Annotated in this window: 22 protein-coding genes; 12 read left to right on the top strand and 10 right to left on the bottom strand. The window is 68.1% G+C overall.

Annotated features, from left to right (window positions below; all coding sequences use genetic code 11):
* Positions 1 to 128 precede the first annotated feature (128 nt).
* From mdcA to VPH47_RS15550, 9 genes are all read left to right on the top strand, one after another.
* Entirely contained in the window at positions 129 to 1772 is a 1644-nt protein-coding gene (gene mdcA, locus VPH47_RS15510) for a malonate decarboxylase subunit alpha (RefSeq protein WP_368851190.1), read from the top strand.
* Between the two features lie 10 nt (positions 1773 to 1782).
* Positions 1783 to 2103: a malonate decarboxylase acyl carrier protein gene (mdcC, locus tag VPH47_RS15515; protein ID WP_100471609.1), complete on the top strand. Its 321-nt coding sequence runs from the start codon at positions 1783 to 1785 to the stop codon at positions 2101 to 2103.
* Positions 2100 to 3008, top strand: a complete 909-nt coding sequence (locus VPH47_RS15520; protein ID WP_368851191.1) for a biotin-independent malonate decarboxylase subunit beta — start codon at positions 2100 to 2102, stop codon at positions 3006 to 3008. Before mdcC ends, VPH47_RS15520 begins: the two co-directional genes overlap by 4 nt.
* A gap of 2 nt (positions 3009 to 3010) precedes the next feature.
* Complete coding sequence (gene mdcE / locus VPH47_RS15525; protein ID WP_368851599.1) at positions 3011 to 3715, top strand: biotin-independent malonate decarboxylase subunit gamma; 705 nt, start codon at positions 3011 to 3013, stop codon at positions 3713 to 3715.
* Positions 3708 to 4349 (top strand): malonate decarboxylase holo-[acyl-carrier-protein] synthase, encoded by a 642-nt coding sequence (mdcG, locus tag VPH47_RS15530; protein WP_368851192.1) that lies wholly within the window; start codon positions 3708 to 3710, stop codon positions 4347 to 4349. The genes mdcE and mdcG overlap by 8 nt, the downstream gene beginning before the upstream one ends.
* Complete coding sequence (gene mdcB, locus VPH47_RS15535) at positions 4346 to 5203, top strand: triphosphoribosyl-dephospho-CoA synthase MdcB (RefSeq protein WP_153856408.1); 858 nt, start codon at positions 4346 to 4348, stop codon at positions 5201 to 5203. The genes mdcG and mdcB overlap by 4 nt, the downstream gene beginning before the upstream one ends.
* A complete protein-coding gene (mdcH, locus tag VPH47_RS15540; RefSeq protein ID WP_368851193.1) occupies positions 5200 to 6120 on the top strand; it encodes a malonate decarboxylase subunit epsilon in 921 nt (306 codons plus the stop codon). Before mdcB ends, mdcH begins: the two co-directional genes overlap by 4 nt.
* 104 nt (positions 6121 to 6224) lie before the next feature.
* Positions 6225 to 7592, top strand: a complete 1368-nt coding sequence (locus tag VPH47_RS15545) for an SLC13 family permease (protein WP_153856410.1) — start codon at positions 6225 to 6227, stop codon at positions 7590 to 7592.
* A 105-nt stretch (positions 7593 to 7697) separates the two neighbouring features.
* Complete coding sequence (locus tag VPH47_RS15550; RefSeq protein ID WP_012510388.1) at positions 7698 to 8417, top strand: GntR family transcriptional regulator; 720 nt, start codon at positions 7698 to 7700, stop codon at positions 8415 to 8417.
* Positions 8418 to 8488: 71 nt separating this feature from the next.
* Here the strand turns inward: VPH47_RS15550 and VPH47_RS15555 are convergent, their stop codons facing one another.
* Positions 8489 to 8815: a hypothetical protein gene (locus VPH47_RS15555; RefSeq protein WP_110711560.1), complete on the bottom strand. Its 327-nt coding sequence runs from the start codon at positions 8813 to 8815 to the stop codon at positions 8489 to 8491.
* 151 nt (positions 8816 to 8966) lie between these two features.
* Here VPH47_RS15555 and VPH47_RS15560 point away from each other — a divergent pair, with 151 nt between their 5' ends.
* Complete coding sequence (locus VPH47_RS15560; protein ID WP_368851194.1) at positions 8967 to 9914, top strand: nucleoside hydrolase; 948 nt, start codon at positions 8967 to 8969, stop codon at positions 9912 to 9914.
* Between the two features lie 4 nt (positions 9915 to 9918).
* Here VPH47_RS15560 and VPH47_RS15565 read toward each other — a convergent pair whose 3' ends face one another.
* The 9 genes from VPH47_RS15565 to VPH47_RS15605 form a co-directional block, all read right to left on the bottom strand.
* Positions 9919 to 11178 carry an MFS transporter gene (locus tag VPH47_RS15565; protein ID WP_180847413.1) on the bottom strand — a complete coding sequence of 420 codons (1260 nt, stop codon included), beginning with the start codon at positions 11176 to 11178 and terminating at the stop codon, positions 9919 to 9921.
* Positions 11179 to 11268: 90 nt separating this feature from the next.
* A complete protein-coding gene (locus VPH47_RS15570; RefSeq protein ID WP_197610209.1) occupies positions 11269 to 12042 on the bottom strand; it encodes a LytTR family DNA-binding domain-containing protein in 774 nt (257 codons plus the stop codon).
* The gene (locus VPH47_RS15575; protein ID WP_368851195.1) at positions 12039 to 13100 is read right to left on the bottom strand and encodes a sensor histidine kinase; all 1062 of its coding nucleotides are present in this window, start codon (positions 13098 to 13100) and stop codon (positions 12039 to 12041) included. Before VPH47_RS15575 ends, VPH47_RS15570 begins: the two co-directional genes overlap by 4 nt.
* Before the next feature lie 34 nt (positions 13101 to 13134).
* A complete protein-coding gene (locus tag VPH47_RS15580) occupies positions 13135 to 13995 on the bottom strand; it encodes a DUF2306 domain-containing protein (protein WP_368851196.1) in 861 nt (286 codons plus the stop codon).
* Positions 13996 to 14132: 137 nt separating this feature from the next.
* On the bottom strand, positions 14133 to 15146 hold the full coding sequence (locus VPH47_RS15585; protein ID WP_368851197.1) for a hypothetical protein: 1014 nt from the start codon (positions 15144 to 15146) through the stop codon (positions 14133 to 14135).
* Positions 15147 to 15274: 128 nt separating this feature from the next.
* Positions 15275 to 16588, bottom strand: coding sequence for a sensor histidine kinase (locus VPH47_RS15590; RefSeq protein WP_368851198.1), 1314 nt, complete (start codon positions 16586 to 16588; stop codon positions 15275 to 15277).
* Positions 16585 to 17325, bottom strand: a complete 741-nt coding sequence (locus VPH47_RS15595) for a response regulator (protein ID WP_049443785.1) — start codon at positions 17323 to 17325, stop codon at positions 16585 to 16587. The genes VPH47_RS15590 and VPH47_RS15595 overlap by 4 nt, the downstream gene beginning before the upstream one ends.
* A gap of 58 nt (positions 17326 to 17383) precedes the next feature.
* Positions 17384 to 17929 (bottom strand): redoxin family protein, encoded by a 546-nt coding sequence (locus VPH47_RS15600; protein ID WP_368851199.1) that lies wholly within the window; start codon positions 17927 to 17929, stop codon positions 17384 to 17386.
* 3 nt (positions 17930 to 17932) lie between these two features.
* Positions 17933 to 18727: an alpha/beta hydrolase gene (locus tag VPH47_RS15605; protein WP_368851200.1), complete on the bottom strand. Its 795-nt coding sequence runs from the start codon at positions 18725 to 18727 to the stop codon at positions 17933 to 17935.
* Positions 18728 to 19069: 342 nt separating this feature from the next.
* Between VPH47_RS15605 and VPH47_RS15610 the strand changes: the two genes are divergently transcribed.
* Both VPH47_RS15610 and VPH47_RS15615 read left to right on the top strand, forming a co-directional pair.
* A complete protein-coding gene (locus VPH47_RS15610; protein ID WP_368851201.1) occupies positions 19070 to 19714 on the top strand; it encodes a DoxX family protein in 645 nt (214 codons plus the stop codon).
* Positions 19715 to 19814: 100 nt separating this feature from the next.
* Complete coding sequence (locus VPH47_RS15615) at positions 19815 to 20291, top strand: EF-hand domain-containing protein (protein ID WP_368851202.1); 477 nt, start codon at positions 19815 to 19817, stop codon at positions 20289 to 20291.
* The last annotated feature ends 55 nt before the right edge of the window (positions 20292 to 20346 follow it).

A 20346-nucleotide genomic window follows, 5' to 3' on the forward strand; every position in this document is an offset into this window, starting at 1 on the left:
CGGGTCATCTTCCATTTCAATCTGAATGGGCCCGCCTCCGCGCGGGCCCTTCTTTTTGCTGCAGTGCGGGTTGCATGCCCAATCGTAATTATGTCGTAATTACATCGACACCAATCGGAAGCCGGTCGATGAACCCGAGCTGGGATACGTTGGAACGCAGCCGCCAGGCCCGCCTGGAACGTGCCGCGCCGTGGGCCCGGGGCCGCGAGGTGGCTGCCAGCGACGTCGGCGAACTGCTGCATGCGCTGCTGGAACCCGGCGACAAGGTCTGCCTGGAGGGCAACAACCAGAAGCAGGCCGATTTCCTCGCCCAAGCCCTGGCCGACCTTGACCCGGCGCGAGTGCATGACCTGCACATGGTGCAGTCGGTGCTGTCGCTGCCCTCGCACCTGGACGTGTTCGAGCGCGGCATCGCCTCGAAACTGGACTTCTCGTTCTCCGGCCCGCAATCGGTGCGGTTGGCCAACCTGGTGGCCGAAGGGCGCATCCAGATCGGTGCCATCCACACCTACCTGGAACTGTTCGGCCGCTACTTCATCGACCTGACCCCGCGCGTGGCACTGGTCGCCGCCCAGGCCGCCGATCGCCACGGCAATCTCTACACCGGCCCGAACACCGAAGACACCCCGGTGATCGTCGAGGCCACGGCGTTCGGTGGCGGCATCGTCATCGCCCAGGTCAACGAGATCGTCGACACCCTGCCCCGCGTCGACATTCCGGCCGACTGGGTCAACTTCGTGGTGCAGGCGCCGAAGCCGAACCATATCGAACCGCTGTTCACCCGCGACCCGGCACAGATCTCCGAGATCCAGGTGCTGATGGCGATGATGGCGATCAAGGGCATCTACGCCGAGTACGGTGTGAACCGCCTCAACCATGGCATCGGCTTCGACACGGCGGCCATCGAACTGCTGCTGCCGACCTACGCCGAATCGCTCGGCTTGAAGGGAAAGATCTGCCAGCACTGGGCGCTCAATCCACACCCCGCGCTGATTCCGGCGATCGAATCGGGCTTCGTCAAATCGGTGCATTCGTTCGGCTCCGAACTGGGCATGGAGAAGTACATCGCCGCACGCAGCGATGTGTTCTTCACCGGTGCCGACGGCTCGATGCGCTCCAACCGCGCGTTCTCGCAGACCGCCGGCCTGTATGCCTGCGACATGTTCATCGGTTCGACATTGCAGATCGACCTGCAGGGCAACAGCTCCACCGCCACCCGCGACCGCATCGCCGGCTTCGGTGGCGCACCGAACATGGGCTCCGATGCACGTGGCCGCCGCCATGCCAGCGAGGCCTGGATCAAGGCCGGCCAGCAGGCCGCACGCCCCGGTGACATGCCACGCGGGCGCAAGCTGGTGGTGCAGATGGTGGAGACGTTCCGCGAGCACATGGCGCCAGCCTTCGTCGATCGCCTCGATGCCTGGGACCTGGCCGAGCGCGCCGGCATGCCGCTGCCGCCGGTGATGATCTACGGCGACGACGTCAGCCATGTGCTGACCGAGGAAGGCATCGCCAACCTGCTGCTGTGCCGCACCCCGGAAGAACGCGAACAGGCCATCCGCGGCGTGTCCGGCTACACCGCCGTGGGCCTGGGCCGCGACCGCGCGATGGTGGAGAACCTGCGCGACCGCGGCGTCATACGTCGCCCGGATGACCTCGGCATCTCCGTACGCGATGCCAGCCGCGACCTGCTGGCGGCACGTTCGGTGAAGGATCTGGTGCGCTGGTCCGGCGGTCTGTACGACCCACCCAAGCGCTTCCGCAACTGGTAAGGGGCTGAGCATGGAAACCCTCGACTATCGATTCGAAGGACGCACCCCGGTGCAGTTCCCGCGCGATGCGGTACTGGTCGGCGTACTGGCCTCGGGCAACCTGGAAATCCTGCTGGAGCCGGCCGCACTGGACGGCGCGATGACGGTGCGCATCATCACCGCCGCACAGGGCTTTGGCCGCGTCTGGGAAGCGGTGATCGGCGATTTCGCACAGCGCCATCCGCTGCGCGATGTACGCATCTCGATCAACGATGCCGGCGCCACGCCGGCGGTGGTCAGCCTGCGCCTGGACCAGGCGGTGGAAACGCTGCTCGCTGGAGATGCACGATGAACCGGACGCAGCGTCACAGCTACTACGAAGCCGACGCGCGCGAGCGTATCGCCGGCCTGGCCGACGCCGGTTCGTTCCGTGAATTCCTCGGCCCGGCACGGCGGATGATGAGCCCACACCTGGCCCAGCTCGACCAGCCCGCGGCATTCGACGATGGCATCGTCGTCGGTGAAGCCACGCTCCGCGGCAAACGCGTACTGCTGGCCGCACAGCAGGGTGAATTCATGGGCGGGGGCGTGGGCGAGGTGCACGGCGCCAAGCTCACTGGCCTGCTGCGCCGCGCAGCCGCGACCCGGCCCGAAGGCGTACTGCTGCTGCTCGATACCGGCGGCGTGCGCCTGCACGAAGCCAACGCGGGATTGATCGCCATTTCCGAGATCATGCGCGCCACGCTGCATGCGCGCGCTGCAGGCGTCCCCGTGGTGGCGCTGATCGGCAGCGGCAACGGCGCATTCGGTGGCATGGGCATCGTCGCCCGCTGCTGCAGCACGGTGATCATGTCCGAGGAAGGCCGGCTGTCGCTGTCCGGGCCGGAAGTGATCGAGACCGTGCGTGGCGTTGAAGAGTTCGATTCCCGCGATCGTGCGCTGGTCTGGCGCGTAACGGGGGGCAAGCACCGCTACCTGATCGACCAGGCACAGATGCTGGTGCCCGATGCCATCGAGGCGTTCGCACAGGCGGCATTCGATGCGCTGCAGCCGGACACGGCCAGCACCGATACAGATGCCGCATTGGATGCGCTGCAGGGACGCCATGCTGCACTGAAAGCGCGCGTGCAGGCCTGGGGCGGGTGCCGCGATGGTCTTGAGATCTGGGCGTTGCTTGGCATCGCCGAACCCCAGCGGCTGCCGCTGCTGGACACCGACGACTTCCTCGCCGCCACCGCCGATCGGAGCCTGCCATGAGTATTCCGCTGCACGCGCTGCTCGATGCCCTGTTCCCGCGTGGCCACGCCGTTGACGTGGAGGACTCGGTACTGACCGGAACCGCCATCACCGACGACGGCGAGGTGACCGTGATCGGCACCGCCGACAAGCTCGAAGTCGGCGTGGACCACGCACTGGCGCTGGCCGAATCCGTGCTGGCCAGCACCGCCGCGCATCCACGGCGACCGATCGTGATGCTGGTCGACACCGCCGGCCAGCGCCTGGCGCGCCGCGACGAACTGCTCGGCATCAACGGCTGTTTCGCGCACCTGGCGCAGACGCTGGATCTGGCACGCCGACGGGGTGCGCGACTGGTCACGCTGGTCTACGGTGAATCGGTCAGTGGTGGCTTCCTCTCGTTCGGGCTGATGGCCGACCACATCCATGCCCTGCCCGACGCCCAGGTGCGGGTGATGGACCTGCGCGCGATGGCGCGGGTGACCAAGCAGCCGCTGGAGAAACTGCAGGCGCTGAGCCAGACCTCGCCGGTGTTCGCACCGGGCGTGGAAAACTACGTGGCGATGGGCGCGGTGGATTCGATCTGGAGCGGCGACCTCGCCGCACACCTGCTGCAGGCGCTGCGTACGCCCACCGATGGCGACCGCCGCGCCGTGCAGGGTGCCGAACGTGGCGGTCGCATGCTGGCCGCACGCGTGGCTGCAGCCGTGAGCCAGGGCGATGCCTGAGCGGCTGCCACGCCATACGCTGGTCTGGTTACCAGCGCACGCCCGCTGGCAGGCGGACATCGCCGCGCATGAGCCACGCTTGGGCGACTGGTTTGCGCAGGGGCTGCCCGCCATCGTCGCCCGGCGTGCCGCCGACGATGCCGATCCCCGCCTGCGCCTCGGCGTGCCGCTGCCACCCGCCGAGGGCAAACTGCGCCTGGCCCTGCGCGTGCCGGCACACGATGTGCTGCGCACCGCGCCGCCACCGACGCTGCAGGCGGTGCTGGAAGGCGACCTTGTGCAGGACTGGCAGCACCCGCTGCAGGCGCTGCAGGACATCGCTGCAGCGCGCGTATTCGGTGCCTTCGCATGGCAGCACCTCACGGGCCTGCACTATGTGCACGCGCGCTCGGACATCGATCTGCTGTGGCGGATCGACACCGCCGCACAGGCCGATGCCCTCGTCGCACGGCTGCAGGCATGGGAGACCGAACACGGCCGGCGGGTCGATGGCGAGCTGTGCCTGGCCGGCGACGCCGCCGTGAACTGGCGGGAATACGCGGGACGCAGCCGCGAGGTACTGGTCAAGCGCCTCGAAGGCGCTGCACTGGAACTGCGCGAGTGCTTGTTCGCCCCCGCCGGGGTGAGCGCATGAACGCCGTCGTGCAACCGGCGGTCAGGCCGGCAGCTGCCGTGGACAGCGCGCGCCTGGGCCGCCTGGCCGTCGCCAGCCTGCATGCGGAACTGGCACTGGCACCCAAGCCCGGGCTGGTCACACCCTTCAACCGCGGCAGCCATCACGACATGGACGCCGGCACGTTCCTGCGCAGCCTGTTCGCGCTGCGCCACTATTTCGCTGCCGTGGCACACCTCGGTGCCGCCGGGGCGGACTTCGGTGCCCTGCGCCGACGTGGCATCGCCGCCGAAGCCGCGATGCTGCGCGCGACCGCCGGGATCAATACCCATCGTGGCGCGATCTTCAGCCTCGGCCTGCTGGTAGCGGCCGCCGCGGCCTGCCGCTCCCGCCTGGGCCATGCCGCCACGGGTGAGCAGGTCTGCCTGGAGGTACGTCGTTGGGCTGCGGATTTCGCGCACGCGCCACTGGATGCAGGCAGCCCCGGCCAGCGCGCGCGCGCCCTGCACAAGGTGCCAGGCGTGCGCGAACAGGCCGCCGCCGGTTACCCACTGTTGCGCGAGGTGGCGCTGCCCAGCCTGCGCCACGCCCTGGCCAGTGGCCTGCCACGCGAAGCCGCGATGTGCCACACGCTGATGCAGCTGGTCGCCCACACCGACGACCTCAACCTGCTGCATCGCGGTGGTGCGGAAGGCCTGCGCTGGGCGCGGCAGCAGGCCCACCGCTTCCTGGCCGAAGGTGGTGCTTTCGCGCACGATTGGCAGCCACGCCTGCAGCACATTGCCGATGCCTTCGTTGCGCGTCACCTGAGCCCCGGCGGCAGCGCCGACCTGCTTGCCTGCAGCCTGTTCCTGTTGCAGCAGGAGGGCGCATGAGCCTTGCCCTGCTCTGCCCCGGACAAGGCGCGCAACATGCGGCGATGTTCGATCGCGTGCGCGACCTTGCCGGCGCGCGGCCGCTGCTCGATGCCACGGGCGAACTGCTGGGGCGCGATGTATTCGCCGCCGCGGCGGCCGACGACCGTTTCGACAATGTGCAGGCCCAGCCCTTGCTGTGCGCGGCCAGCCTGGCGCATTGGCAGGGCCTGCGCGACGTCTTGCCAACGCCGACGGTGATCGCGGGCTACAGCATCGGTGAGCTCGCCGCGCATGCCATCGCCGGCAGCTTCGATGCCACCACCTGCCTGGCACTGTCCGCGCAGCGCGCGCACCTGATGGATGCCGCAACCCCGGAAGATGCCGGGCTCCAGGCAGTCCTGGGACTGGATCGCATTGCCACGCAGCGCTTGTGTGATGCGCATGGCGCCTTCATCGCGATCGTCAATGGCCACGACCACTTCATCGTGGGTGGTGCATGGCGGTCGCTGCACGCGTTGGCGGCAGACCCGCAGGCGTGCGGCGCGGAAATCCGCCCATTGCCGGTCCATGTCCCCGCGCACACGCCGTTGCTGGCCAGCGCAGTGGCACCGTTTGCCGCCGCACTGGACGCTGCGCAGGTGCAGGCACCGCGGCTGCCCCTGCTGGCTGGCGTCGATGCCCGCCCGGTGCGGGATCGCGCTGCAGTGGTGCACACGCTGTCGGCGCAACCGGCACAGACCATCGAATGGGCGCAGGTGATGCGCCAGGCCTTCGAGCGTGGCGCGCGGGTGTTCCTGCAGCTGGGCCCGGGCAATGCACTGGCGCGCATGGTCGCGCCGGCCTATCCGTGCTGCGAGGTGCGCGCGGTGGAAGAGTTCCAGAGCCTTGAAGGCGCCGCGGGCTGGGTCCGCAGTGCGCTGGAACGGCTGCAGTAACGGGTTCGAGCAGTACGTGTCACGCAACACGCCGTACGTCGCCTTACCCCGGGATGGCGGGTCTCCATCCGCGCTGTACGTGAGTCACGTGTCTGGGAGGGCGCATGAGTCCACAAATCGCAACGATCATCGGTCTGGTGATCATGTTCATCGTTGCCACCGCGATGCCGATCAACATGGGAGCCGTCGCCTTCGCGCTGGCCTTCATCATCGGCGGGCTGTGGGTCGACATGGGGGGCAAGGAAGTCCTGGCCGGCTTTCCCGGCGATCTGTTCCTGACCCTGGTCGGCATCACCTACCTGTTCGCCATCGCGCAGAAGAACGGCACCATCGACCTGCTGGTGCACTGGGCAGTGAAAGCGGTGCGCGGCCATATCGTGGCCATTCCGTGGGTGATGTTCGTGATCACCGCAGTCCTCACTGCGTTCGGTGCGCTGGGCCCGGCGGCGGTCGCGATCATCGGCCCGGTCGCGCTGCGCTTCGCCAAGCAGTACAACATCAATCCGTTGATGATGGGATTGCTGGTGATCCATGGCGCGCAGGCGGGCGGCTTCTCGCCGATCAGCGTGTACGGCAGCATCACCAATGGCGTGGTGCAGAAGGCCGGGCTGGAAGTGACCGAGATGGCGGTGTTCCTGACCAGTCTGGGCTTCAACTTCATGATGGCGACGATCTGCTTCTTCGCCTTTGGTGGCATCGCCCTGCTGCGCCGTGGCTCGATCACCGCAGCAGGAATGCTCGGCACTGCCGAACTGGCGATGGCCGGTGGCCCGCAGGCCTCGTCGCGCCAGTTCGCGATCGAAGGTCATGGCGCGCTGGTCGCGGCAGGCGGCGGCACGCTCAGCAATGATCCGGCGGCACTGGATGCGGTGAACCTCACCCGCGAGCGGTTGTTCACCCTGATCGGCCTGCTCGGCCTGGGCGTGGCGGCGCTGATCTACAACCTCAACGTCGGCCTGGTCTCGATCACCGTGGCGGTCGCGCTGGCGCTGCTGTCGCCACAAAGCCAGAAGGGTGCGGTCGATGGCATCAGCTGGTCCACCGTGCTGTTGATCTGCGGCGTGGTGACCTACATCGGCGTGCTGGAACATGCCGGCGCGGTGGACTTCATCGGCAACGGTGTCTCCGACATCGGCATCCCGCTGCTCGGTGCACTGCTGGTCTGCTACGTCGGCGGCATCGTCTCCGCATTCGCTTCGTCGGCAGCGGTACTCGGCGCGACGATCCCATTGGCGGTGCCGTTCCTGATGCAGGGCCACCTCAGCGCCGCTGGCGTGATCTGCGCGCTGGCGGTGTCATCCACCATCGTCGATGTCAGCCCGTTCTCGACCAATGGCGCACTGGTGGTGGCCTCGGCCGCGAAGGAAGAACGCGAGACCCTGTTCCGCCGCTTCCTGGTCTACAGCGGCCTGGTGGTTGCGCTCGGACCGCTGCTGGCCTGGCTGGTGTTCGTAGTGCCGGGCTGGATGTAACCGCCCAGCGGTAGTGCCGACCGCTGGCCGGCAATCTCATGAAGCCATCCAGCGATCATGGGTTGCCGGCCAGCGGCCGGCACTACCTGGCGGTACACTTCCACCATGGCCATTGCCCCTGCCCCGCGGTCACCGAAGAAGCGCGCCCCCCTGTACGAAGAGGTGGCCGAACACGTGCGCGAGCGCATCTACGATTACCGGCTGCCGCCGGGAGAATGGATCGACGAGCCCGCGCTGTGCGAAGAACTGGGCATCAGCCGCACGCCCCTGCGCGAGGCGCTGAAGCTGCTGGCCGCCGAAGGCCTGGTGCAGATCGATGCCGGTCGTGGCAGCCGGGTCACCCGGTTGACGCTGGAAGACCTCAACCAGCTGTTCCCGGTGATGGCGATGCTGGAAGGCCGTTGCGCGCATGAGGCGGTGAAGCACATCGACGATGCCGGCGTGCAGCAGCTGGAAGACCTGCATGCAGCGATGGAAGCAGCGGCGGCCGAGGGCAACATCGCCGAGTACTACCGCAACAACTACCTGATCCACGAAACCGTGCAGCACTACGCGGGCAACCCGTGGCTGATCCGCATCACTCACGACCTGCACCGCATCCTGAAAATGCACCGTGGCCGCCAGCTGCTGACGCCGGGCCGCACCGCGCAGTCGTTGGCCGAACACCGCGAGTTGATGGAGTGTTTCCGCCGCCGCGACGCGCAGGCTGCCGAACGCACCATGGAACGCCATCTGCTGAGCCAGGGCCAGGCACTGGCCGCCTATGTGGCGGCGGGCGGGCTGCTGAACGTGCCGGCGCCGTTGCCGACCGAAGGCGGCGGCTGAGCTGTTGAGGTTGCCGGCCAGCGGCCGGCACTACCAGGACGTGACCTTGGCCGGCACCCTGGGACGTCTCATCAATCGCCGCCACCGCAGCTGCCGCCGTCACCCCCACCACCATCACTGCTGCAGTCGGAGCTGCTGTTGCCGTGATGGCTGTGGTTGTCACCGGAATAGCCACCTGAGCTGTCATGGCTTGCGCCGCCATCCCCCCGGCTGCCCGAGCCATCGGCCGTGGCCACCGCCATGCACAGGATCGCGCCGACCAGCGGCAGCAGCCAGACCAGCAGCAGCTGCACTGCCCGCCCCCCGGCCGACAGGCCATCGCGCCTGACGATCACCACGGTAGCCACCACGTTCAGGCCCAGCACCAGCAGGACCAGCAGAAGGGCAACGATCAGCATTCGGCGACTCCGTGCCTGGACTGGAGGCATTATGGCCTTCCACCCCGATGTTGGCCCTGCCTGTCATGAAGATGGGACAATGTAGGGGGCGCCGGCCTGCCTCCGGGCCGCCGGCGCCCCCCGCACCACACGGAAGAAGAAGAACAACAACATGCTGAAAGTCATTTTCGATACCGACCCGGGCGTCGACGACGCCCTGGCCCTGCTGTACCTGCACAAGCACGCCCAGATCGACCTGGTCGGCGTCACCACCACCTTCGGCAATGCCTCGGTGGAGTCGACCACGCACAACGCGCTGTACCTGAAGCAGGCCTGGGGCTTTGCCGCCCCGGTCGCGCGCGGCGCCGAAGGCCCGCTGCAGCCGGAAGCCACCCCGGAAGCCTGGCCGGTGCACATCCACGGCCACAACGGGCTGGGCAACCACCCGGTGCCGGCCAGCCTGGACGTGGCTGCCGATGTGCGCCCGGCCCATCAGCTGATCATCGACCTGGTCCGCGCACATCCGGGCGAAGTGACCCTGGTCGCGGTCGGTCGCATGACCAACCTGGCCCTGGCCCTGCAGCAGGCCCCGGACATCGCCGGCCTGGTGCGCGGCGTGGTGATCATGGGTGGCGCTTTCCACGTCAACGGCAACATCACCCCGGCCGCCGAGGCCAATATCTGGGGCGACGCCGAAGCCGCCGACGTGGTGTTCACCGCCAGCTGGCCGGTCACTGCGATCGGCCTGGACGTGACCACCCGCGTGGAAATGGACCGTGACGGCCTGGACAAGCTGGCGACCATCGGCGGTGCCGATGCCGAGCTGGTGCGTGCGCTGTCGCAGGATTACGTGGACTTCTACCTGCAGGCCGGCCACAAGGGCATGGTCGTGCATGACTGCTGCGCGTGCATCGCGCTGACCCGCCCGGAGCTGTTCCAGTTCGAGCGCGCCAGCGTGCGCGTGGCCACCGACGGCGTCGCCCGCGGCATGACCATTCCCAAGCCGGAAGGCCTGGCGTTCGGCCCCAGCGTGTGGGACGGCCACGTGGTGCAGTCGATTGCCATCGGCGTGGATTCGGCCGCCGTACTGGCCGACATCGAGCAGACCCTGAAGGTCTGACCCGCTAGCGCTTGGCCCTGCCCGGGACCGTCTCGGGCAGGGTCCACAGCACCGGCAGCACCAGCACCGCCACCAGCGCGATCATCGCGCCCGGTGCCGCTGCCCAGCCGCTGCGTTCCACCCACCATTGCGCCAGCCAGGGTGTTGCGCCGCCGAAAAAGGCGGTGGCCATGGTCACCCCCAGTGCCAGCCCGCTCACCCGCCCCTCACCCGGGAACTGTTCGGCCGTGGCCGGCGCAGCAACGGCACTTACCCCACCGGCCACGCAGGCCAGCAGCACCGCGGCCAGCGCGATGCCCAGCGGCGGCGCCTGTGCCATCCAGGCGAACAGGGACAGCGGCAACAGCGCTGCCAGCACCGTCAGGCCCAGCAGCATCGGCCGTCGTCCGACGCGGTCGGACAAGGCACCACACAGCGGCGTGATCGCGATGACCGCCACCGCCGCAATCGTCGACAGCCATAGTGCGTCACCCTCGTCATGGCCCTGCGCATGCAGGAATGCCGGCACATAGGTGATGCCCACGTAATAAGTGATCGAGCCCAGCGCCGAGATCGCGAAGGTGCGTGCCACCGCCAGCGGATGGTTGCGCAGTACGTGGCGAAGCGGTGTAGCCGGAATGCTACCCTCGCGGCGCTGCCGCTCGAACTCCGGCGACTCGTGCATGCCCGAGCGCGCGACCAGGATCACCAGTGCCAGCGCGGCACCGACGAAGAACGGAATGCGCCAGCCCCAGCTGTCCAGCTGCGCGATGGGCAGCAGCGCCACGGTCAGCGCGGAGATCGCTACCGCCAGCAGCGCGCCCACTTCACTGGCTGCCGAAGCGAGCGAGGTCACCAGGCCACGTCGCCGCACCGGCGCGCTTTCCAGCAGATACGCCACCACACCGGTGTACTCGCCGCCCACCGAAAACGCCATCACGCAGCGCAGTACCAACAGCAGCACGCCCGCCGTAGTGCCCGCCGTGGCCGCTGTCGGCAGCAATGCAGTGGCCAGCATCGCCGCTGCCATCAAGGCCATCGACGCGAGCAACATCCAGCGCCGGCCCAGCCGGTCACCCAGGTGGCCGAAGCACAGTGCGCCCAGCGGGCGCATCAGGTAGGACACCGCGAAGCCGGCCAGGGTGACCAGCAGCGCCTGCTCGCCACCGCCGAAGAACACGCGCGACAAGACCGTGGCGAAGTACAGGTACAGGGTGAAGTCGTACCACTCCACCACCGTGGACAGGCCCGCCACCCACATCGAGCGCTGCCGCGCCGCGGTCATTGCGTATTCGCCTTCAACAGCCTCGATCCCGGTTGCGCAGGTTCGAAGCAGGGTGGCATGGCCGGGGTGAAACGCGGGTCAGGACCGCGCCTACATGGCGCGGAACGCACCCAGATAGCGGCGGCTGACCGGCAGCACCTCATCGCGCCCGCGCAGGTGCAGTTGAGCGGTCTCGTTGTCACCGCGCACCAGCAGCTTCACCGCATGCCGGTTGACCACCGCTGAGCGATGCACCTGCACGAAGCTGTCCGGGTCGAGCTGCTGCACCAGGTCCTTCAACGGCAGCGCGATCACGGCCTCACCGGGGCGGCCATCGTCGTCGCGCCAGCCGACCTGCGTGTACTTGCTGTCGGCGCGCAGGAAGTCCACCGCGCTGCAGGGAATCACCCGCAGTACGTTGCCGACCTGCGCGTGCAGCCAGCGCAGCGGTGTCGGCGCCGGCAGCGACAGGCGCTCGGCCAGCTGCTGCAGTTGGCGTTGCAGGTCCTGCAGAGGCGGTGGCTGCTGCAGGCGCTGCTGCAGGCGTTGCACCGTATCGCGCAGGCGCTCGGCATCCACCGGCTTTACCAGGTAATCCAGCGCGCCCTGCGCGAAGGCCTGCACGGCATACGCATCGTAGGCAGTGACGAACACCACCTGCGCACGCCGCGCGATGCGTGCTGCAACGTCGATGCCGGACAGGCCCGGCATGTGGATATCGAGGAAGCAGACCTGCGGCTGCAGCGTCTCGAACGCCTGCAGGGCCTCGCGCCCATTGCGCGCCTGCGCCACCACCTGCAGCTGCGGCCACGCCTGCGCCAGCTGCGCCGCCAGTGCCTGCCGCAGCAGCGGCTCGTCATCGGCAATCAGCGCGGTGGCGATCATGCCACCCACTCCCGGGCCGGCAACTGTAGGCGTACGATGACACCGCGTTGCGGACCCGCCTGCAGCTGGAGCGAGGCCGCATCGCCATACAGCAGCTGCAGACGCTGGCGCAGCGCCTGCAGGCCGGTACCCAGACCCGGTGCGGTATCGGACAAGCCACGGCCATCATCACTGACGCAGACTTCGCAGCACGCATCGTCGCGCCGCACCTGCACCACCACTTCGCCGCCCTCTTCGCAGGGATCGATGCCATGGCGGATCGCATTCTCCACCAGGGTCAGCACGGACAGGCCCGGGCAGCCCAGCGCGCGCGTTTCGTCCGCAACATCCAGCCGGAAACGCAGGCGATCCGGCATGCGCATGTGCATCAGTTCCAGATAGGCACCCACCAGCGCGATCTCGTCTTCCATCCGTACCAGGGGCTGCTGCAGGCGCGGCACGCTGCCGCGCAGGTAGGCCACCAGATGGCGCATCACCACCGAAGCCTGCGGTGAACCGCTGTCCACCAGCGCCTGCAGGTTGGCCAGCGTGTTGAACAGGAAATGCGGTGCGACCTGCCGTTGCAGCAGCTGCACGCGCGCCTCCAGCGCCTGCCGCTCCAGCTCGCTGCGCTCCAGCGCGAAGGCCAGCGCCTGGTGCCTGGCCAATGCATCCTTGTGCCGCACCAATGCGGCCAATGCCACCCATGGCGCCACCAGCAGGCCGAGCACCGTGAGGGTCAGGAAGCCGGTCCAGCGATCGGCGTCCTGCCAGAACGGCGGCGCCCCCGCCTCGGTGGCCGCCAGATAGATCGCCAACGTCCCCAACGGAATCACTGCCGCCACCGCGAGGATCTGCAGAACCCACCGCGACAACCCATCCGGCAGCGATGCCGGCCAGCGCTCCAGCGCGGTGAACACCAGCATTGCCGCCATGCCCAATGCCAGTGCACGCGGCAGCACCGTCCACCAAGGATGCCAGTCGATGACCAGCAGCGCGCCGAGCGCCAGCGAGATGCCTGCGCACCACAGGGTTCGGCGCAGCAGCGAAACCGGCGGTGGCGGCAGCACATCGGGCATGGACGGCAGCATAGCGCTTTGCCGTGCCCCCACATCACCCGGCCGCAAGCGGAGGCCACCACATCAGCGCCGCCGCAGCGAGGCTGCCGGCCAGGGTTGCCAGCGCTGCAACCAGCAGAGCCGCGCCGACCAGCCAGCTGCGCAGCGCACCGGGCTGGCGTTGCGCACGCAGGTACAGTTCCAGCACTGTCAGTGGCAGCAGGGTCTGGGCGAAGGCCAGTGTCGTCAGCGCGGGGCCGGTGAAGGTCTCCGGATCGAACCCTGCCGGCCCCTGGTTGAGCAGCAGCCACAGCATCAGGCCGATGCGGAAGAACCACACGCCGCCCACCGCGAGGAACAGGCGCAGTGCCCACGTGCGGTGCTCGCCGATGCGTTGCCGCCGCGCATGCCACCACGCTGCCCCCGCGAACCACAGGATCAGTACCGCACTGAGCGAAGTGCCGAGATGCTGGGCGGTATCGCCGGCGGCGCCACCGCGTATCCACACCATCGTCAGGCCACCCAGCGCCAGCAGTACCGCCGCGGACAGGTAGATGCGGCCGTTCCAGCGATGCACGGCCGGTGCCCAGCGCCGCAGCCCCGGCCACAGCTGCAGCCATCCGCCCAGTACGATGCCCGCCGCCAGCAGCAGGTGCAGCGCCAGCACCGCATTGAAGCCCGTCGCGCCGGCGACGTAGCCATGCGGCATCACCTCGTTCCAGCGCTGCGGATGGCCTGCCAGCGTGCTGCGTCCGTAGAAGCCCACGATGTAGACGGCGAACAGCAGCTGACCAAGTGCGGCACAGCCCAGCCAGGCTAGAGCGCCTATACGCAGCAGGCGCTGGCGGCGCACTTTGGACATCCGGTCGCCGAGCGCCGCGCGCGCTTCGGTGATGGCAACGGCAGGCAGGGACATGGCGGCGATTCCTTCAGGGAGTGCGCCATTCTTGGCCGCCACGCTGGGCGTTGGAGCGATGACCGCGACCAGTGACGGTCAACGCCGACCGGTGACGGCAGGCGGCGACCAGCGGCACGCACTCTCTCCTGGCCCCTCTATGGAGACTCGGCTGCCTGCATGTACTGGGTTTCATGGCCGGTGAAACGCTCGCCGTCAAAGCCGAAGCAGAAACGGCCTTCCTCGAACACGCGGTAGACCAGCAACGCGCCATCGAGGCAGAACTGTTGCTGGTCCACGCCCGTTTCCAGGGTCCCGTAGCCGGTGGCATCACCGCCCTTCCCCGCCGGCCCGGTGAAGGCATCGAACGGCAATGGCGTCGCCCTGCCCGTGCGGGTATCGACCAGCACCAGCGTGCGCTGGAAGTACTCGGGACGATCATCAACCTGCACCAGCAGATAGTGCTGGTTGAAATTGGGTTTCTGGTGCTGGAGGGCACCTTCGATGGCGGCGCGGTGCCGCGCATCGCAGAAGTCGACCGGGCTGTAGCGGTAGCTGCAACCGTCGTGGTCGTAGGGCAGGTTCATGCCGGAATAGCTGATGCTCCCTTCGCTGTCCACGTCGTGGCCCAGTTCCGGGGTGCTGCACAGCAACCACGAACGCTGCGCGTCCTCCGGGTCGGCCAGCAGCTTCGGTTCACGGCCCTCCTCGTAGGCCGCACCACCCGGGAACTCCTGGCCGAAACGCTGGCGGACGATGGGACGTGCCTTCTCCAGCGGCAGGCCGATCCTGGCCCCACGGAACGAGACGAACGTCATCGTCGGCAGGATCACCTCTTCCACCGGCAGCCCCTTCCACTGGCCCTGCACGCAGAACGTGGCGATCTCGTTCTCCTCGTCCTCCTTGCAGGGCTTCGGTGCGTTCGCAGCCAACCAGGGGTGGGCCGGGCGAGCGGTTTGCTGATCGATGTACCAGCCGTCCAGCGCGCAGGTCGGTAGGGCATCCAGCAGCGCGGAGAGATCGATGGCGGCCGTTGGCATCACCGCCGGTGGGTCTGCAGGCGCGTGTTCGGCCGATACCTCCGGCGAGCGCTGGCAGGCCACCAGCAACCCTGCGCTGATAAGCAGCGCGACACGGCGTGCGTGCCAGATTGAAGAACGGCGTCCCTGCATTGCGTGGTGCTCCCTGGTTTCAACACTCGCTGGAGATGATCGCCGATCCCGGTGCCATGCAGGAACGTCGCAGATCCCACATCGGGGTCAGAGCCCTTTGCTCCCGCAAAGGGATCCGACCCCGCCAATTACCCTGGCAGCTGCAGCTCCGCCCGCAAGCCGCCGCCCTCGCGGTTGTGCAGCCGCAGTGAGCCGCCCAGCGACTGCGCCAGCTGTACCGCGATGGCCAGGCCCAGGCCGGTGCCGCCGGTATCGCGGTTGCGCGAGCTTTCCAGCCGATGGAACGGCGCCAGCACCGCCTGCAGCTGGTTCTCGGGAATGCCCGGGCCACGGTCGGAAATGCTGATCCATACCCTGCCAGCCTCATCGCGGCCCGCCCCGATCTCGGCGGCGCCGGCGTAGCGCACTGCGTTGTCGACCAGATTGCCGACCACCCGTCGCAGCGGCTGCGGCCAGGTCTGCACGATCAGTCCAGCGGGTGCACCGCCACTGACCTGCTTGCCCATGTCCTCGTAGTCGCCGACCACGCTGGCCAGGAACGCACCCAGGTCCATCGACACTGGCGCGCCACTGGCGACGTGGCTGCTGCGCGCATAGGCCACGCCTTCACGCACCAGTTGCCCAAGGTGGTCGAGGTCGGTAAGCAGTCGCTGCTGGGTGCTGTCTTCAGGCAGCGTCTCCACCCGAAGCTTCATGCGCGTGATGGGAGTCTGCAGATCGTGCGAGATCGCTGCGAGGATCTGCAGGCGCTCGCTGACATGGCCACGAATGCGTGCCTGCAGTGCGTTGAGTGCGGCAGCCGCACCGCCTACTTCCACAGGGCCATCTTCAGGCAGTGCCGGCCCGTCCTTGCCCGGCTGCAGCTGTTCCACCGCATGCGACAGCTGCTGCAGCGGGCGCATGGCCAGGCGCACCGCCAGCCATGCGCACACCAGCAGCAACGCCAACTGCACCAGCAGCACGGCGGGCAACCAGCGCGCCAGCGGCAGGCCCGACGGAGTGACTTCAATGGTCAACGGTGTGCCGTCATGCAGGTGTAGTTCCACCTCGAACCGCTCCGGCAGGCGAGCCACCTGGCGCGCCTGCAACGGATAGCGGTGCTGCAGGCTGTCGTCGATGATCGCGGTGACCTGGCGTGCACGATCGGTCTGCAGTCCCGGCCCAGCCGCAGCCGGGCGCAGCAGGTAACGGTAGGTGCGCCGCTCCAGCCGCGGCACCCAGGCAGCACGCTGGTCCGCGGGCAGGTGCTCCAGCAGCGCGACACTCACGGCCACGTCTTCATCGAGGTTGCGCAGCATCATGCTGCGGGTGGACTGGTAGCGTTCGAAGAACAGCAAACCGAATGACAGTGCGTGGGCCAGCGCCAATCCACCCAGCAGCACCAGCAGCAGCCGCGCCGACAGCGTGCGCGGCCAGCGTGGACGGCGTGCGCCGGTGTTCATTCGTCCGGCCCCAGCAACTGCACCGGCACGCTGAACACATAGCCTTCGCTGCGCACGGTCTTGATGTAGGTCGGCTCGCGTGCGTCGTCACCCAGGCGCTGCCGCACGCGGCTGACCAGCAGATCGATCGAGCGGTCGAACAGTTCGGCATCGCGGCCCTGGGTGAGGCTGAGCAGCTGGTCACGGCTGAGCACCCGATTGGCGTGATCGAGGAACACGCGCAACAGGCGGAACTCGGCACCACTGAGCGGATACGCGGTGTCCTGCGCATCCAGCAGATGGCGCGCGGTGGTATCCAGGCGCCAGGCACCGAAGGCCAGTTGGCGACCGGCTTCGCTCACCTGCAGGTTCGGCGGCAGCATCCGGGTGCGACGGATCACCGCGTTGATGCGTGCCAGCAGTTCGCGCGAGGAAAAGGGCTTGGTCACGTAGTCGTCGGCGCCCATTTCCAGGCCGATGATGCGGTCGGTCTCGTCGTCGCGTGCGGTCAGCAGCACCACCGGCACCGCCCGATGCTTGCCGGCGCGCAGGTTGCGGCACAGGCTCAGGCCGTCCTCGCCCGGCATCATCACGTCCAGCACCACCAGGTCCACCGCATGGGTATCCATCAGTGCACGCATGGCCCGGCCACCGTCGGCCTGGCTCACGCGCAGGCCGTTGCGTTGCAGGTAGTCGGCCAGCATCTGGCGGATCTCACTGTCATCGTCGACGACAAGGATGTGCGGTACAGGGTTCATTGCGTTCTCGATGAAGGCAGGGGGACAGCGCCGCGCGGCGCAGCCATGGTAGCGCGGCTCAGGGGTTGGCCAGCAGGCGCTGGATCTCGTTTTCGGTACGTGCGTAGTCGCCCTCACCGTAATGGCGGTAGACCACCCGCCCCTGCCGGTCGAGCAGGTACAGCGCGGGCCAGAAGCGGTTGCCCCAGGCGTTCCAGATCCGGTACTGGTTGTCCTGCACCACCGGCCAGGTGATATCCAACCGTGCGATGGCCCTGCGCACGTTGCCGGGCAGCCCTTCATAGGCGAACTCCGGCGTATGCACGCCGATCACCTTCAGGCCCTGCGACGCGTACCGTGCATGCCACTGGTGGACATACGGCGCCGCGTTGAGGCAGTTGCTGCAGGTGTAGGTCCAGAACTCGACCAGCACCACCTGCCCCCGCAACTGCTTCAGTGTGAGCGGGGAGCTGTTGTGCCATGGCCCGCCACCGTCGAACCCCGCCACCGGCGCTGCGTCGAGCGGCTGCGCGCCAGCATCCGCGCCGGGCCATGCCAGCAACAACGCCGCTCCACCCAGCAGGCCCAGTAGCAGGGGCAGTGCATACCCTCGCAGTGTGGCCATCGCTCAGCCCCCCTGCTCGGCCAGCGGCAGTTCGGCGGGCTTCACGCCTGCCGCTTCCAGGATGCTGTCGGCCACCTGCGCAGGATGCGAAAGCAGCGACACATGGCTGCTGCCGATCGATTGCAGCTGCGCGCCAATGCGCTTTGCGGTGGCGGCCTGCAGCTGCGGCGACAGCATGCGATCGTCACGGCTGAGCACGTACCAACTCGGCTTGCTGCGCCACGCCGCAACGTTCACCACCTCGCCCAGCGCGCTGGCCTTAAGCGGGACCTGGGTGCTGTACAGCAGCGCAGCCGACTTCTTCATCACGTCCGGCGCGAAGTCCTGGGCGATCGCATCGGCCGGCAATGTCAGGTAGCCATCCCTCTCCTGCAGGCGGGCCAGGCCCGGACCGACCGGAAAACCTTCGCCTTGCTGCGCCGAAGACTGCCCTGCATCCGGTGCGAAGGCCGCCACGTACACCAGCGCCTGCACCTTCGGGTCATTGCCCGCCTCGGTGATGACCGTACCGCCCCAGCTGTGGCCGACCAGCACCACCTTGCCGGGTGCAGCGGCAATCGCACGACGGGTGGCGGCAACATCGTCGGCCAGCGAGGTGAGCGGATTCTGCACGGCCACCGCAGGCAGCTTCCAGCCATGCAACGTGCTGATGACCTTGCTCCAGCTGGAGCCATCGGCGAACGCGCCGTGCACCAGGATGACGGTGGGCGGTGCAGCGGTATCGGCCTGGGCAGCGAAGGCGGGGGCTGCGGCGCCGGCAAGGGCGAGAGCGGCAGCAAGCAACGAGGTACGGATCATGGGAGGCACTCCGGTGTTGGGAGTGGCCATTTCCGCCTGCCGGTGTATCGGCGCTGTTTCTCCACGGCACGGAGTTGTACCGGACTGTAGGGCGCAGGCGGGTTTCTACAGTGGGATACATTCGGCCGCCGGGCCCGGCCGGACGCTACCGGGTGGATATCGCTGCCCGCACGCGGGCGCGCAACGCCCCGATGTGCCTCGACACATCGTCTTTGTATCTGACTGTACGAAACCCCGGCCGCGGCCACAGTCGCTGACAAAACCCCGGGCAACGGCACACGTTGCCGATACCTGCGCCGCCTGAAATGGCCTCCATCGACCACTGGCCCGCAGGACACCACCATGATCAGCACCGCCTCTTCCGTGTACACCCCCCGCCTGGACGCCGTCGGCCGCTGGCTCTCGCCATTGGCGCTGCGCACCCTGCTGGCCTGGGAATTCTTTGAATCCGGCCGCGAAAAGCTGGGCGGCCAGAACTGGTTCGCCGACCTGGAAGGCCGTTTCCCGTTCCCGTTCTCCACCCTGCCCGCATCACTGAACTGGCAGCTGGCCACCTGGCTGGAACTGGTGGGCGCAGTGATGCTGCTGCTCGGCCTGGCCACGCGCTCGGTGGCTTATGTGTTCTGGGTACTGACCGTGGTCGCCATCGCCGCCGTGCACTGGCCCGACCAATGGAACGGCCTGGGCGAACTCTGGCAGGGCTATGCAATCACCGACCAGGGCTACGGCAACTTCAAGCTGCCGCTGCTGTTCCTGGCCATGCTGCTGCCACTGATCCTCAACGGCGGTGGCGCACTCAGCGTCGACCGTCTGCTGGCCGGCTCGCAGCACGCCCCCGTTGGCAATGACGGCTTGGGTTGGGGCGTCAGCCTCATCGCCCTGCTGCTGCCGGTTGCCGCACTGCTGCCCGGCATCGGCTTCGGCGGCGCCCTGCTCGGCGGTGTGCTGCTGGTGGGTTACGTACTGCGCTGTCGACGCAACGCCTGATCCGCTTCGCCCCTTCACCGCGCTTCTTCCCTTCGTTTCCGTCGCCTTCAAGCGGCGTCCATCCCGCACGCCCCGCGTGCTTTCCCAAGGAGTCACCACCATGTCCGTCTCGACCAAGACCACCCCTTCCTCCCGCCTGCCGCGCATCGGTGCCATCGGCATCGCCCTCGCCGGTGGCCTGCTGCTGGCCGGCCAGGCCGCAGCGATCCAGCCACTGGCGATCAGTGCCGTGACCATGAGCGCTGCCGCCGAAGGCAAGTGCGGTGAAGGCAAGTGCGGGGCCAACAAGACCGCCACCGGCAAGCCCGCCGGCAAGGCCAAGGTGGCCGAGGGCCAGTGTGGCGAAGGCAAGTGCGGCGACGCCTCGTTTGCCCGCACCGACCGCGACCACGATGGCCGGGTCTCGCGTGCCGAGTTCAACGCCGTGGCCGCCAAGCGTGCCGCCGAGTTCGACCGCATCGACACCGACCACGACGGCTACATCAGCGAGCAGGAAGCGCACGACTACCTGCGCAGCGTCTACACCGCCAACGGCAAGCCGATGCCGAAGGGCCTGTTCTCCCGCGTCGCCGATTGATCGACGTTCAACCGGCGCCGCCTCCGAGGCGGCGCCCTCTCCCTGGAGCATCCGT

This window comes from Stenotrophomonas sp. WED208, assembly GCF_040984485.1.
Classification (GTDB): domain Bacteria; phylum Pseudomonadota; class Gammaproteobacteria; order Xanthomonadales; family Xanthomonadaceae; genus Stenotrophomonas; species Stenotrophomonas riyadhensis.